Source organism: Rhodococcus sp. P4_F3_2, assembly GCF_056401335.1.
In genome coordinates, this window is the sequence record NZ_JBFUJN010000003.1 from 126934 (window position 1) to 141863 (window position 14930).

The following is a 14930-nucleotide window of genomic DNA, read 5'->3' on the forward strand; positions in this document are numbered from 1 at the left end:
CGATCAGCCGTCCCAGTCAGCTCAGTAGAACTTCTTGCCCTCCGCGAGTTGGTTCACGAACTTCTCGATCCGCCTGGCGCGTGTCTCCGGACGCTTTGCCTCCTGCAGTCGGTACGCGATGGTGAATCGATTGGTGGAATTGAGCGTCGCGTAGAACTCGCGAGCCTTCGGGTTTTCCGCAAGCGCATCGAGAAAGTCCCTCGGGACCTCGGCCTTGGCTGCTCCCTCGTACGCGCGATCCCAGCGGCCGTCGGCCTTGGCCTTCTCTATCTCAGCGATGCCGGATGGCTCGAGGAGTCCCGCAGTGTCGAGGCGGGCGACTATCTCGACGTTGCGTTTGGACCACGGACTCCGCGCAGTGCGACGCGAAAACTTCTGCACGAAAAAATCGTCGTCGATTCGCCGGGAGAGGCTGTCGATCCAGCCGAAGCACAGGGCAACGTCCAACGCTTGGTCGTAGTCGATCGAACTGTGTGACGAGGTCTTCTTGGCCATTTTCAGCCAAAGCCCGGGGACCGCCTCGTGGTTCTCGCACAGCCATCGACGGAACTCTTCTCCGTCAGCGAAGTATTCGGTACCGAGTTCGACTGCCATCAGTGCTCCTCATTTTCGCGATACCCATACTCTGACAAAACCCTGCGACAAATATCCGAAAGTTCCGAGTGCGAGTACCCATTTGGCAATACTGACCGTCGAGGCGGCGCGAACCCTCGAGTCGGTGATGCTGTCGCGATGATCGAGGAAATGGAGGCCGACCACGTTCTCGACATAGTCGCCCGCCGCCGACACCACCGGCGCTACGGCAAGCGCGCGCCGAGTTGCGGCCGAAATGGGAGCCCGCTCTCCGAGCCGCTTGCCTGCGGACCGCAAAGCCATCGCGTAGATCGCGGGATGTACGAAGTCCGGGTAGTAGTGACTACGAAATCGCGCCGTGGCCTCCGCATCCATGGAGTCCAAGATCTCGAGGTACCGACGAGCGGAAAACGCCGTCTGCACTTCCAATACTTTAGGAGCCACCGGCCCGAGTAAACGCGCAATGTTTGCTTGTGAGACAACAAAAGCGGTGGTCCACAGTGCCATCGTCTTCGCAGAGCAGGTTAGTGCCATGCCACGATCGTGCCATCTTCGAACAACAGAACGGGATGACCCGACGGAAAAGCTCCACAAAATATGCGTGAGGTTGTAAAAAGCGGGCATCCCGTATCGATCATCGGTCCGATAGCGGGGAGCGCGCATGTCGCCCAAGTCCAACCCGACTGTTCTGTTCATCCACGGACTCTGGATGCACCCGACCACGTGGGATCCCTGGGCGCAGGTTTTCAACGCGCAGGGGTACTCCACGATGGCACCTGGATGGCCAGGGGATGCGTCCACGGTGGGTGAGACGCGCGAACACCCGGAGGACATCGCGGGACACGGCATCGACGACGTGATGGACCACTACGCCAAGGTGATCGCTGATCTCGACGAACCACCGATCGTGGTCGGGCATTCGTTCGGAGGTTTGATCGCGCAGAAACTGCTGGGCCAGAAGTTGGCGACCGCGGCAATTGCCATCGACCCCGCTCAGCCCAAAGGTGTGTTGAAACTTCCTCTCGTTCAGCTTGGAAGCGTGTTCCCTGTCCTGTCCAACCCCGGCAACTACCGGAAGGCCTACTCACACAACAGAAAATCGTTCCACAAGTCCTTCGCCAGCGCCGTGTCCCAGGACGAGTCCGACGCCCTGTTCGAGCAGTATGCAATTCCCGCCCCCGGACGGCCGTTGTTCGAGGCAGCACTCGCCAACTTCGCGCCCCACAGCCCCGCTGCAGTGGATTTCAACGCCCGCCGCGGCCCCCTCCTGATGATCGGCGGCGGTAAGGATCGCACAGTACCGAAGGCCAGTTCGGACAGCTCGTTCAAGAAGTACGCCAAGGCCCCGACGATCAACGAATACAAGGTATTCGGCGACCGAGGTCACTCGCTGACCATCGACCACGGTTGGCGTGAGATCGCCGATTACAGCCTTGCCTGGCTCGACAAGCAGGGCATGAGCCCGCCACAAGGCAAGCACGAAAGTCAGTCCTAGCCGAACGCTTGAAACCGACGACGGTACACCTGGGGCGAGATTCCGAGATGAGTCGAAAATGCTCGTCGTAGGGATTCCGAACTGCCGAATCCCGCCAACTGCGCGGCTTCGGTCACCGAGTGGCCGGCATCGAGGAGCGCCTTCGCAGCGTCGAAACGGATCAACTCGACGTATTTGGCCGGCGTCGTCCCTAATTCTTCGCGAAAGAGCCTCGTCAGATGACGCGGGCTCAGGTGCGCCAGGGCAGCCAGTTGCTCGACCGAATACTCCCCCGCCGGATCGGCCGCGACGGCGTCGACCACTTCTCGCAGCGCAGGGACCCGAGGCCGCGGCCCACTGAGCGAGGGCGAAAACTGTGACTGTCCGCCTGGACGCTGGAGAAATACCACCAGAAGTTGTGCGACGCGTCGAGCCATTTCTGCACCATGATCACGCTCGAGCAATGCGAGAGCGAGGTCGATGCCGGCGGTCACACCCGCAGACGAGAACACCGCGCCATCCTGAATGAAGATGGCGTCAGGAACCACCGTGATCTGTGGATAGGCGCGCGCCAGCGTTGCCGTGTGTTGCCAATGTGTCGTAGCGCGGCGTCCGTCGAGCAATCCACTCGCCGCAAGAATGAATGTCCCGGTACAGATCGAGGCAACCCGGCCCGAACGCCCCGCCAGATCGCTCGCTGCCTCGCGCAGTTCCGGACTCACCGGCGTCGACGGGAACACGTCTCCACCCATGACCAGCAACGTGTCGAAAGAACCGGAATCTACAACGTCACGGTCGACCGGAATGCGCATCCCGGTCGAGGAGTCGACATCGTGTCCACCTACCGAGCAGATCACCAACTCGTAGTTCGCCCCGCCGCGATTGGCTTCCGCGAACACCTCACTCGGACCTGCGACGTCGAGCAGTTTGACGCCGTCGAACACCAGGACGGCAACTCGATGCACTGCGGTCACGATGCGCTCTCCTTCGTCCTGATCTGTGGACAGTATGGCCGAGATCAGGGTGCGCCCGCGGGCGTGCTCGACCGACACTGGGATAGACCGAGAAATTCGCAGCAACGACGAGCAGAGCAGGTACCGATGACCACGATCATTGCCGGTGTGAAAATCCCCGATTCGAAGATGGCTGCCGACGCCACCGAGCTGGTACGAGATACGGCGTCCGAGTTACTGTTTCACCACTCGCGACGTGTCTTCCTCTTCGGATCGCTTCAAGGAGCGCGTCTGGGTCTGCAGGCAGACCCCGAATTGCTCTACGTCGGCGCCATGTTCCACGACCTGGGGCTCACCGAGAAATTCCGGGACAGTACGTCACGTTTCGAATTGGACAGCGCCGACGAAGCGCGGCGATTCCTCACCGGCTACGGAATCGACGAAACCGACATCCGCACAGTGTGGGAAGGCATCGCTCTGCACACGACGCCCGAGATCCCCTCCCGATTGGAACCCGAAATCGCCTTGGTGACAGCGGGTGTGGAGACCGATGTACTCGGAATCGGATACAGCGAACTCGACCAGGCCGACATTGACGCCGTCACCGAGGCTCACCCGCGCCCGGATTTCAAGAATCAGATCTTGAAGGCTTTCACCGAAGGCTTCAAGCACCGTCCCGAAAGTACATTCGGGACGGTCAACGCTGACGTACTCGAACATTTTGTGCCGGGATTTCGGCACATCGATTTTGTCGAGGTCATCCAGAACTCGGCTTGGCCCCAGTAGAATTCGCTGTCATTTGGCCGCCTCACTCATCGCAGCGGCATCTTCCGCCCCGAACTTTTCCTCGAGGGTCTCCGGCGAATAGTCGAGGTCGATCTCGGCGACGTCGCGCCCGCGCGCGGACTCGATCGCCGAAAGTCGGCGCTGCGCACGGTCTGCGGCGTACTCGAGGAACTCCTGATTGTCCAAACCGAACGGCTGCACCTCGAATTGATCGTTGACCCAGTTGATCATTCCGAGTGCCATGGGCATGAGTTCACCCATCCGCTGCTGGACGACGTCCCAGTTGTGATCGTCGGCAGCTACGTGCCTTCGGCAGGTGAACGTCCCCCAAGCCATGTGCCGTCGCTCGTCGTCACCGATCTTTCGCACCAATTGCTGCATGCCAGGCAGGATTCCGCGCGTCGCACAGACTTTCTGCCAGGCGTAGTAGCCCGTCAACGCCAGACTGCCCTCGATGACGTGGTTGTACGTGACGCTGGCACGCACCTGGTTGACCGGACTCGGATCCGTCTCGAGAATGCGTAGCGACGAAGGCAACTCCTCGTAGAACAGTTGCCGGTAGTACGGATTGTCAGCGACGTAGGAATGCAGATCGCTGGTCAATCCCACTTCGTCCATCCACAGCCGAAAGACCTGGGTGTGCTTGGCTTCCTCGAAACAGAACTGCGTCAAGTACATCTCGTCGCCGAATCGCCCCTCGGTCGACATCGCTTTCATGAACGGTTGAATGTCTTCGGTGACGGCTTCTTCACCGGCAATGAACTGCGCGCACAGGAAGGTGGCGCTGCGCTGCTGCTCGCTGGTCAGCTCCTGCCAGTCACGAGCGTCCTGGGAAAAATCGAGGTCGGTTGGGTTCCAGAATTTGGCATTTCCCTTGGTGAACAATCGGAGTGGGAACGAATCCCAGTTCAACCCTCCCGACCGAAGAGTACTGAAACCTTCTCGCCCCGGCGAGGTGACAGTCATGACATTCCTTCTTCCCGAACCGAAGACAGATGCCCCATCAGCATGCCCGCAGAACTGAAACGTGAATCAGTTTTGGCGAAATTCGATCTATTCCTTCAGCGAAACGCCCTTGGTCTCCATCACTGCGAAGAGCTTGGCGTTCATCTGAGCCGCCAGATCCGGCCGATACGAGCCGATATTGAGCGGATTGGCTAGATTGTTCAGTTCCAAGGGGTCGGCTTGTAAGTCGTAGAGTTCGTATTGCGGCGCAGCAACTCCCGCAGGATCGAAGTACATCGTGTACTTCCACCGGCTCTCCCGGATGCAGCGGATGTGATTGGGCTGCGTGACGATGTTCTGACCGTCGGGCGTCGCACAATTCTGATCGTCGTAGGTGAACAGAATCGTGTCCTGAACCTGCGCGCTGGGTCCGTGGGGGTAGGCGGCAGCGTCGATGATGACCGGTGTCAGATCGGTACCCGAGAAGTTCCACGATTCACGCGCTGGCGCTTGGGCGAGAGTGGCGAGAGTGGGCATCACGTCGATCAACGACGCCAAGGCGTCTGTGCGAACGGGTTCGGGAAACAGCAGGGGGTTGCTGATGACCAGTGGAACGCGCAGCGTTTCCTCGTAGGCGTTGAACACCTTCTGCCGCAAACCTCCGTGGCTCATCCCCATCTCTCCGTGATCGGACATCCGTACGATCACCGTGTCGTCGAGCATCTGCGGGGTGGCTTCGATCGCGTCGAGCACGCTGCCGATGTGTTCGTCGACCACCTTGTGCATGTAGGCGTAGAAGTTGATGTAGTTGCGTGCCTGATCAGGCCCGAGCAGCGGCCCGAGCCCGGCTGCGAGTAGCAATTCCGACTGAACCTGCGCTGTCGGTTTGTGATTGAGTGCCAGGATCTCGTCGAAAGTGGGCGGCAAGTCGATCCCCTGCTCGAAGGCACCTGGCGCGTCCGATCCATAGTTGTCGCACGTTCCGTTCATCGCATTCCAGGTCTGGGGGTACGCGAGGACGTCGTGTGGGTTCACGAACGAGACGATGAGCGCCCAAGGCTGCCCGGATGCGACCGCAGATCCGGAGAGGAAATCGACTGCCTCCTCGGCAACACGGCGATCATGGTCGGCGCACCCGCCACCGAAGTGGTCAGGATTGGTGTCCTGACCCGCGTCGGGGGGAATCCACCCTTCGAAGCCGAATCCCGCTACATCGTCACTTGTCGGATCACCACCCTCGACGCCTTTGCTCAGATGCCACTTCCCCCGGTACTGAACGTTGTAGCCGGCCGACGCCAGCAGCTTTGCCATGTTCTGCTCGGAGACTTGTAACTGTGGCTCGGTGGGTGAGACAGTGCCGCCTTCGGTGAGGGTTCTGGTGACCCCGTGCTGCGCGGGAAAGAGGCCGGTGAAGAACGTACTACGACTGGGCGAGCACATCGCGGTATTGCACACTGCCTGGTCGAACGTCAGCCCGTGATCGGCAATCCTCTTGCGGTTGGGCAGATTCTGATCAGCCCAGCCCTGCGGCCAATACATCGGCCGGCGCTCCTGATCGGTGATGATGACAACGATGTTGGGTTTCTGCGGAAACCGATCGGCGGGCGATGCTTTCGCCGGCGCCGCGCTCGCCGCGCCGGTTGCCACGTCTGCCACTCCGGCGAGGACAAGAGCACCGACGCCACCGAGGAACGTCCGGCGCGGCAATGAATGACAGTGCGATGCAGGAACGTTCTCTGGGTTCACGGGCGTCGTCCTCTCGGAGGCGTTGTGGCCCCAGAGTTGACCGAATCAGTGTTCGCTACACATGCGCGAGCAAACTGCCTCGGCGCTGATCAGTTCGATGACTCGATCCGCGCAGCGCAGCGGATCCGGTGTCCGGCCGATACCGAGAGGGTCGACAATCGAAATCGTCCTTCGCACGTCAGCCTCCTCGACACCCCACGACCAACCGAAGTCGTGATTCCAGAGCAGAACCGCGTTCTTCCCCGGATGGTTTCGGGCATGAACTGGCAGAACGATCACCGCATCCATACTCGGTCCCTGCGGCCATCGGACGGTCTCACCGTGAACGGATCGTGCTACCGCGTCGACGTATTCGTGTGCGGACCAGTCGTTGCCGTTGGTATGCATGGAAGTACATTCGGTGCCGCACGCGTAGCGGATGGGTTCTTGCCGGAACTGATCGAGTATTGCGCTTTCAGGAAATGAACGGCAACACAACGGATTCGAATTGGCGATGGCCGTCGCGATGGACACTGTGGCCGGTACGGAACGAGACCAATTCGCAGCGCGCGACGGTGGCAGCAACAGCGTCGAGGCGATCGGGATCCACCATCCCGCCCAGACCTCCACGCAGGAACAACATGTCAGCCTCGATGAGCGGCAACCGATCCCACCACTGCGGATCCGGTCGGCGGAACTGCTCGAGCGCGGACCGCGTCATCGAGCGATCGAACGTCAGTGCAGCTCGCGGATGCCGCACCAAACTTGTTGTTGCATGCCACAGTTCTGGCACACTCGGCAATTTCCTCGCGAATACTTGTTCTGCGTCACCTGCGCGTAGCGGCAACGGTGCTTCCTCGATGACCAACTTCCGCACCACGGTGGGTCGTTTCTGCGCGATCAACGACGCCGCGTGCCCGCCGAGCGAATGGCCGACGAGATCCACCTGATCGAGTTCGAGATGATCACACACGTCCATGACGTCGTCGGCGAACTCGTCGAACAGATACGACGACGCCCGAGCGCTCCGGCCGTGGCCGCGAAGATCGACCGAAACAACTCGCCGGTTGCGTGATCGCAAGGTCCGCGCGAACTTGTCCCAGGTACCGCTGTCGCCACCCATCCCGTGCACGAGGACTACCGGAGGCAGATCGGCAACACTGGGATGCGAGCCGGAATCGCGGTAGCTGATCTGGACCCCGCCGGCACTTCGTACGTTAGCGACACTCACGAGTTCCCAGGATAGACCTGTCCTCGTGGATTGCTGAAGCTGTCAGCCGAGGCGGCAACTGCCCTGGCCGCGTGACCTCGTCGTAGCGACCGAGACCGATCCTCGCGATGTTGCGCAGCGACTCGCTTGCATCGGCGAAGTATCCACAATGCCCTCGAATGGCACCGGTGTCGAAAACAACAGCTCCGTGCTGCGCCCGAACTGGAGACGGGCCGTGCCCGAGGCGACCGATCTTCACGCGTGGGAAATACCGAATCCAGTCCGACGGCCCCAGCGCGGCCCAGAGATTTCCGGCAAAGCACAGGTCTTCGCGAGAACTGGTCCCCATCCCCGGGCTACCGAGCACCACACAATCGTCTACTCGCGCCGACGGGAGGGCGAGTCCGCACACCACGGCCCCGTAGCTGTGTCCGACGAGCGTCACATGCGCCGAACGCGGCAGGATGCGTGTCAATCGCGCCAGATCGATCGCACCGCGTTCTGCGAGTGTCCGCGAGAACGACTCGAGAAATCCCCACGGCGTCCGATAACCGACCCACACGATCACCGCGACGTGGTCGTTCCGTCCGAGCGTTCGGAGCATTCTTCCCAGTGTCCATCCGCTCGCTCGTGGTCCGGTCGGACGGTTCTCGTCGAAGTAGTTTCCCAATCCGTTGTCGTTGCCCGGCACGAAGATGACGATGTGCTCGGCTGTGGCGACATCGCCGAACACCTCCACGATCCGGCCTTCGCCAGACTCGTCGTACGCCAGAAGTTGTGCGTCGTGCAGCTCCGTCTGCTCGTAGTGAAGTCGATCGGTTCCGCAAACTTCAGGTCGACCCGCCGTTGCCATGACACTCCTCGTAAAGAGTTGCAACGGTGAGAATCATTGCAACGGTTACTTTTTGAATGTCATCAACGCTAGGAGCCGAGCGACGGCATGACGATGGTGCCAACGCCCCTACTGTTCGTACAGTCGACTCGACCAGGCGGGTACAGCTGGCTATACCTGCGAGCTCATTCGTACACACCCTCCACCGACCATCCACCGCCTTCACAGATCATCAGCAGCGCACGCGATTCCTCCAACAGAACCTGAGCCCGCGCCGCCGTGCGTGCCGAGGCAGCGTCCCACCATCGCTCGTCAACCGGCCAGGGCCCGGCCCACCCCTGCACTGCCCATTCCTTGCTCCCCCACTTCAGCCTTCCCGGCTGCGAACTGAAGACACCGCGCTCAGTGACGTACACGGCGTTACCGGCCACATCCCCCAGCCACACCTTGGGATTGTCGACAAAGATCGACCCCGGAGACGGTTGTGGCAGACGGCCCGGCCACGGGGCTGTCGGATCATGGGTAGCTACCCGCTCGTCGCCCAAGGGCAACAAGGTAATTCGCTCCAAGGGCCCTCGACCTCCGCTCAGGACACCGACCTGAACCGATTCGCCACCCAGAAGACCCTGCACGCGCACCAATGCTCGCCTGGCTCGCTCCTCCTCGTCGCCGACACCGCCCCACAGCCCCAACTGCAAAGCGCCGGCACTGACCACCTCCACCGGTTCCAGACGCAACACGGCTATGCCTGCGGTTGGCCGGGTCTCACTGCGCCCGGTGAGCCAGCCATCCAGTTGCCATCGCACTCGATCGGCCGTTCCCTCCGGCGTCAGAGGTTCGGCGCAACGCCAAGTCCGAGAAAGATTTTCACCGTTACCCGTGCTGGCCGAAATCGACAGACGGGTGCACGCCACCGCGGCAGCAGACAACTTGTCGTGCAGGAGACTCGCCAAGGCGCGCCCGGCAAACGCTGCGGCATCCACCCGCTCGATCGACGGATCGTAATGCTGCTCCACCTCCAGGTCCGGCGGAAGTGTCCGCGCCGACGGTGGCCGTTCGGGTTCACCGCGCGCCGCACGATGCGCGAGCACCGCATCGGCACCGAAACGCGAAGCGACGTCCACTGCCGGCAGATCCGCAAAAGCACCGATGGTTCTGATCCCGAGCCTGCGCAGCAGATCCACCAACTCCCCGCGATGCGGTGCAGACAGGCTGGGCTCGGCAGCCAACTCCGGCATGGGTAGCGGCGCCAGAAACCGTGCTCCCTCCCCCGGCGGCACCAGCGCTGCCCGGCGCGCGGCAATGACCGCCGTGGACAGCTGATCTGCCACCCCCACCTGACTCTCGACACCCGCAGCAGATGCCTGATCCACCAATCGTTCCGCCGCAGCTTCCTCAGAACCGAAGTACCGACTGACACCACGCGCGCTGAGCACCAACAAACCAGGACGGAGTACCTCGACGCCCGGTGCCACCGCGTCGATGGCCGCGGCCACCGGCTCGAACAATCTTGCATCGCGTTCCGGATCTGCCATCGCCACATACAGTTCCGGGCAGCGAGCCTGCGACTCGCGTCGGCGCAGGCCTCGTCGCACTCCCTCCGCACGAGCCGTCGCCGAACATGCGATCACCCGATTACCCGAAGTGACCGCGACGGGATGTGTGGCCGGAAGATCGGCAAGCGCTGCCGCTGCCACCGCCGGCCAGTCCGGGCACCACAACGCCAGAACTCTGCTCACAGTGACACCACCTGCTCCGACACCACCTGCTCCGACACCACCTGCGACGACACATCCTCGACCGGCCGAGAAGGTACCCACTCGACCCGCCCGGCTGCACTGCAGATGTCCAGACGCGTGGTCCGGGGCTGGAACGAGCGCCCCCGAGCACGAACCGCGAGGCTCAGGGAACTGAGCCGTCCACGCCCCAACTCCCGGCCCTGACCGAACCCACCATAGCCATGAACCCGAGCGTCCAACCGAACCTCGGCTCCGTCCCAGTGACCTTCGGTGACAACAAGAGTCGAGCCCTTGCTCCGAGCACGTGCGACCACCGCCCGAGCACGCGACGGGGATACCGACGCACCCGCCAATCCCAGAATCACCAGATCCATACCGTCGAGCAGCACGGCGGCGATCTCGACCGGATCCGGCCCAGGCGCCGGAATGAGTGCCAGACGTTCCAGTTGCGCACCCATCTCGTACGCCGCCAGCAATCCCAGTCGAGGCTGCCCGATGACTGCAACATGTCCTCCGGACGCCGTCACCGACGCGACCAATCCCAAAAGCAAGGACGCTGCACCCTCGACGGACACCACGGTTCCCCGCACCAAACCGCCCTGCGGCAACAATGCGGCGATACCCTCCGGCACCGGGAGGACACCGGCTTTGTGCGCACGGTCCACGACCGGCCTGTCCCGGTCGGCAACACTCTCGGAGGCCGCTGCACTTGTCCCGGAAACACCAGCCACAGGAACACCGGCCACAGAAACACCGGGCCCGGAAACACTCGGTCCCGAAAACGACGTATCGCCTCGCGAGGGAATGGACGCGATCTGTCGGCGGAGCTGTGCCAGCCGATCCTGACGGGACAACCCCGCCGCATCTGCCGACAGCTCTACCAACTCGGTCACCTCGGTCATCCCCATCCTCCGGAACACCGGAAAAACTCACTCGGCAGCAATCCATAACCAGCCGGCAAACCGCGGGGAAGTCGGGTCTGACATGCATCCAACGAACAGCAATTTCGAACATATTTTCGAACTGTTTTCAGTAAACCGTGTCACCCCCGACACGTCAAGCAGAGCCAAAAACCCAGTTCACAGGAGCCTCGAGCGTCACAGTGGCATCAATCCATTAACCTTGAGATGTGACAGCTCAAGAGCAGACCGGGAGGGGCATCGGGCCCGAATACCTGCTGGCGGGGCGGTACCGACTCCGCTCCAAGATCGGCGACGGAGGGATGGGCGCCGTCTGGCTGGCCCGCGACACCCTCCTCAGCCGTGACGTCGCGGTGAAACAGGTCACAAGCACGGAAGGCCTCGACACCGAAACGGCCGAAGAGGTCCGTGAACGTACATTGCGCGAGGGCAGGAACGCCGCAAAGCTCACCCATCCCCACTCCATCGCCATGTACGACGTCGCGATCGAGTCCGGCGAACCCTGGCTGGTCATGGAGTACTTCCCGGCTCGCAGCCTCGCCCAGGCCATGAACCTGGCGGACACGTTGCCACCACTCGAAGTCGCGCAGATCGGCGCGCAGATCGCTGCGGCACTCACCGAAGCGCACGCCGCCGGCATCGTCCACCGCGACATCAAACCCGGCAACATCCTGATCGCCGACCGAGGCAAGTCCCTCGGCACCGTCAAGATCAGCGACTTCGGCATCGCCCGCGCAAAGAGCGACGTGTCCGACACCCAGGACGAGGTCATCACCGGCACTCCCGCGTACTTCGCACCCGAAGTTGCCCGCGGCGACGACCCCACCGAGGCCAGCGACGTCTTCTCACTCGGGTCGACGCTCTACACGGTGATCGAGGGCCAACCGCCCTTCGGCATCGACTCGGACGCTATCGCCCTACTGCATCGTGTCGCCAAGGCCGAGATCTACCGACCCACCAAGTCTGGACCGCTCACCGATGTTCTCCTTCAGCTCCTCGAGCCGGACCCGACCCGTCGGCCGACGATGGCTCAGGCACGCGACGCGCTCGCCGCAGCCGCGACCGGCGGCGGCACGATCGATCAGTTGATCGACGCTCCCGTCTACTCGTCCGAGGGCGCCGTGCCGGCCTGGGCTCACCGCACCACACAACTCGCCGACCCACACCGCCGCAATCGCCTGACCGGCTCCACGGTCACCGGACTTCCTGCAGTGCAACAGAACACGCCACTGCGAAACGTTCCCAGTCCGATGGACATGTTCTCCTGGCCGCCGCGGATACCGACCGGACCCACCGATGCCAGCACCCGCGACAAGGTAGTCGCGTGGGCTCCCCTCGCCATGACCGGCATGGTCGCCGTCATCATCTTGGCCGCACTGATCGTCGTCATCCTGGTGTTCACGGCCTGACTGGTGTTCACGGTCTGACTGGTGTTCACGGTCTGAGCACAAGCTTCACGCAGGCAGAATATTTGCATTGAGGTGAAACACGTTGTCCGGGTCGTACTTCGCCTTGACTGCGGACAACCGCGCGTACTTCCCCGCGCCGTAGGAAGCTCGCACTCGGTCCTCGTCGACGTCGGTCATGAAGTTGACGTACCCGCCTTGGTTGGACGAGAACGGACGCAAGGCTTCCCAGGTCTCACGCACCCACGATCGATCCAATTCCAGCGTCCCGGCATCGGTGGCCGTCGCCGTCATATTGCACACGTAATGCGGTGTGCGAGAACCACCGAACGCTGTGTCGTCCTCGCCGACGGAAGTGAAAGCTCCCTGCAGCGGAAAGATCGGCATGAAGGACATCGGCGACGATTTCTTGCCCGCTTGTTCGGTCAGAACATCGATCACGTCGTCGGAGAAATCCACCAGGTCCAAAGCCTTCTCATAGGCGTACGCACCCCACGGTTCCGATTCGTCGAGCATCGACTGCAAGCCGACGTACGGGATCGGAGTGACGAACTCGAAAAGCGTCGGCAAGCCCTCTCGAATCGGCGCAATCGCGTTCGAGTGTTCCTCTTCCGATCCGAAACCGGCTACCAGCAACGCGTATCCGGGCAGTAGGTGAAATTGATCCGGGACAAACGGCGCCGGCGGCGCGGACAAACTGACGGCAACCATCGCGCCCGCATTTCCCGGCAGGGCAGGCACTACCTCGCGGCACAGACGAAGCGCCGCGGGTCCGTCCTCCATCCCCCAGAAGAACAGTCCCAGATGCACTTCCGGACCGATCTCGCTCAGACGGTACTCGAACTCGGTGACCACTCCGAAATTTCCGCCGCCACCGCGCAGTGCCCAGAACAAGTCGCTGTGATCGTTCTCGGAGGCTCGAACGATCGAACCGTCGGCGAGCACCACCTCTGCCGACACCAGATTGTCGATCGCCAGGCCGAGCGTGCGGGTCAACCACCCCATACCACCACCGAGTGTCAGGCCACCGACGCCGGTATCACTGATCACTCCGCCGGTCACCGCCAACCCGTGTTCCTGCGTCGCCTTGTCGAGGTCGGCGATCGTCGCACCACCACCGACCCTGGCTCGCTTTGCTGACGGGGCGACGCTGACTACGTTGATCGCACTGAGATCGATCATCACGCCGCCTTCACACACCGATGTGCCTCGGTAGGAATGCCCGCCACCTCTGACCGAAACCTCCAACGAATGGGCTCTGGCAAATGCAAGTGCCACAGCCACATCCGACGCCGACCGGCACCTGGCGATCACCGCCGGACGATGATCGATCTGCCCGTTCCAGATCGATCTGGCGTCGTCGTACTCCGGATCTCGGGGGCCGAACACAGAACCTGTGATCGCCGATTTCAGTGGCGCGAACTCGACCGTCGTCATCACGCACCTCCCCCACCGGGCGTCACGGTGACCAGCAGGTACTCCCACTCCATCGTGAACGGTTCGCTTCCGCTGCCGTACCTTTCCGCCAATTCGAGCAGATCGCGGTCCAGCGCCTGCGTTCGGTCGGGATCGCCGGCGATGTTCCGGTACACCGCGATGGTCGGCCCGTAATTCTTCTTGAAAAAATCACGGAACTCTTCCGGCCCGCTGAATGTGTCCACACGAAGTACGTCTTTCCTCGAGGCCACATCGCCGAGCAGATCACGAACATGGTTCTCATCGCCCCACAAAGGCGCCGGCTGCGAACCAGGAGGCGGCGGCGGTGCGTACGGCTTCATCGTTTTGAACATCTCGCCGATGAATCCCGTCGGAGTCCAACTCAGCACTCCGATCTTTCCGCCGGGTCGGCACACTCGCACAAGTTCGTCCGCGGCGCGCTGATGATGCGGTGCGAACATCACACCGACGCACGAAAGCACCACGTCGAACTCGTTGTCACTGAAAGGAAGAGCCTCGGCATCGGCCTCCTGCCAGTCCAATTCGACTCCGGCGAGGGAAGCGGCCTCCTTACCCGCTACGAACAATTCGGGAGCCAGGTCAGTGGCAATCACCTGCGCACCCAGCGCGGCCGCCGGAATGGCGGCATTGCCGGACCCCGCCGCGACGTCCAGCACGCGGTCACCCTTCTGCACACCGCACTCGCCGACCAGTACCGGCCCGAGTTCCGCAATGACCTGCGTGGCCACCGCCGGATAGTTACCGAGACCCCACATGGCCCGATGCTTGGCCTTCAGCTCACGATCCAGCCCGAGCGTTTCCGTCGATTCACTCATTACCGTTCTCCTTCAATATTTTTGGTACTCGGAGCCCAACAACCTCGGAGCCCGACAACATTCATGCCGTTACTTCGACGCTACGACGACGGTT

The 14930-nt window shown here is 62.1% G+C and carries 15 protein-coding genes; 3 read left to right on the forward strand and 12 right to left on the reverse strand.

Translation table 11 applies throughout. The features are described 5' to 3' along the window. Positions 1-21 precede the first annotated feature (21 nt). Together AC1DWA_RS04605 and AC1DWA_RS04610 are read right to left on the reverse strand one after the other, a co-directional pair. The gene (locus AC1DWA_RS04605; RefSeq protein ID WP_047888590.1) at positions 22-594 is read right to left on the reverse strand and encodes a YdeI/OmpD-associated family protein; all 573 of its coding nucleotides are present in this window, start codon (positions 592-594) and stop codon (positions 22-24) included. Between the two features lie 9 nt (positions 595-603). Beyond that, positions 604-1107 (reverse strand): hypothetical protein, encoded by a 504-nt coding sequence (locus AC1DWA_RS04610; protein WP_477846097.1) that lies wholly within the window; start codon positions 1105-1107, stop codon positions 604-606. Between the two features lie 127 nt (positions 1108-1234). Between AC1DWA_RS04610 and AC1DWA_RS04615 the strand changes: the two genes are divergently transcribed. Next, positions 1235-2068: an alpha/beta hydrolase gene (locus AC1DWA_RS04615; protein WP_477846098.1), complete on the forward strand. Its 834-nt coding sequence runs from the start codon at positions 1235-1237 to the stop codon at positions 2066-2068. Here AC1DWA_RS04615 and AC1DWA_RS04620 read toward each other — a convergent pair. Continuing rightward, on the reverse strand, positions 2065-3021 hold the full coding sequence (locus tag AC1DWA_RS04620) for a GlxA family transcriptional regulator (protein WP_029254948.1): 957 nt from the start codon (positions 3019-3021) through the stop codon (positions 2065-2067). The genes AC1DWA_RS04615 and AC1DWA_RS04620 overlap by 4 nt on opposite strands. A 126-nt stretch (positions 3022-3147) precedes the next feature. Between AC1DWA_RS04620 and AC1DWA_RS04625 the strand changes: the two genes are divergently transcribed. Then, a complete protein-coding gene (locus AC1DWA_RS04625; protein WP_080909687.1) occupies positions 3148-3786 on the forward strand; it encodes an HD domain-containing protein in 639 nt (212 codons plus the stop codon). Between the two features lie 9 nt (positions 3787-3795). On the opposite strand, the gene AC1DWA_RS04630 is transcribed toward AC1DWA_RS04625, so the two are convergent. The 7 genes from AC1DWA_RS04630 to AC1DWA_RS04660 form a co-directional block, all read right to left on the reverse strand. Continuing rightward, positions 3796-4752: a R2-like ligand-binding oxidase gene (locus AC1DWA_RS04630; protein ID WP_019747614.1), complete on the reverse strand. Its 957-nt coding sequence runs from the start codon at positions 4750-4752 to the stop codon at positions 3796-3798. Between the two features lie 87 nt (positions 4753-4839). Continuing rightward, positions 4840-6477, reverse strand: coding sequence for a sulfatase family protein (locus AC1DWA_RS04635; protein ID WP_019747613.1), 1638 nt, complete (start codon positions 6475-6477; stop codon positions 4840-4842). 45 nt (positions 6478-6522) lie between these two features. After that, positions 6523-6864 carry a DUF6292 family protein gene (locus AC1DWA_RS04640; protein WP_020906953.1) on the reverse strand — a complete coding sequence of 114 codons (342 nt, stop codon included), beginning with the start codon at positions 6862-6864 and terminating at the stop codon, positions 6523-6525. Positions 6865-6931: 67 nt separating this feature from the next. Next, positions 6932-7687, reverse strand: coding sequence for an alpha/beta fold hydrolase (locus tag AC1DWA_RS04645; RefSeq protein ID WP_019747611.1), 756 nt, complete (start codon positions 7685-7687; stop codon positions 6932-6934). Beyond that, on the reverse strand, positions 7674-8519 hold the full coding sequence (locus AC1DWA_RS04650; RefSeq protein ID WP_387404233.1) for an alpha/beta hydrolase: 846 nt from the start codon (positions 8517-8519) through the stop codon (positions 7674-7676). The genes AC1DWA_RS04645 and AC1DWA_RS04650 overlap by 14 nt, the downstream gene beginning before the upstream one ends. Before the next feature lie 164 nt (positions 8520-8683). Then, positions 8684-10237 (reverse strand): DNA polymerase Y family protein, encoded by a 1554-nt coding sequence (locus AC1DWA_RS04655; RefSeq protein ID WP_029254945.1) that lies wholly within the window; start codon positions 10235-10237, stop codon positions 8684-8686. Continuing rightward, positions 10234-11139, reverse strand: a complete 906-nt coding sequence (locus tag AC1DWA_RS04660) for a hypothetical protein (RefSeq protein ID WP_029254944.1) — start codon at positions 11137-11139, stop codon at positions 10234-10236. The genes AC1DWA_RS04655 and AC1DWA_RS04660 overlap by 4 nt, the downstream gene beginning before the upstream one ends. 227 nt (positions 11140-11366) lie before the next feature. On the opposite strand from AC1DWA_RS04660, the gene AC1DWA_RS04665 reads away from it, so the two are divergent. Then, on the forward strand, positions 11367-12566 hold the full coding sequence (locus AC1DWA_RS04665) for a serine/threonine-protein kinase (protein ID WP_020969081.1): 1200 nt from the start codon (positions 11367-11369) through the stop codon (positions 12564-12566). Positions 12567-12611: 45 nt separating this feature from the next. Here AC1DWA_RS04665 and AC1DWA_RS04670 read toward each other — a convergent pair whose 3' ends face one another. Then, entirely contained in the window at positions 12612-14000 is a 1389-nt protein-coding gene (locus tag AC1DWA_RS04670; RefSeq protein WP_020969080.1) for an FAD-binding oxidoreductase, read from the reverse strand. Continuing rightward, entirely contained in the window at positions 14000-14836 is an 837-nt protein-coding gene (locus tag AC1DWA_RS04675) for a class I SAM-dependent methyltransferase (RefSeq protein ID WP_069145836.1), read from the reverse strand. The genes AC1DWA_RS04670 and AC1DWA_RS04675 overlap by 1 nt, the downstream gene beginning before the upstream one ends. Positions 14837-14930 lie beyond the last annotated feature (94 nt).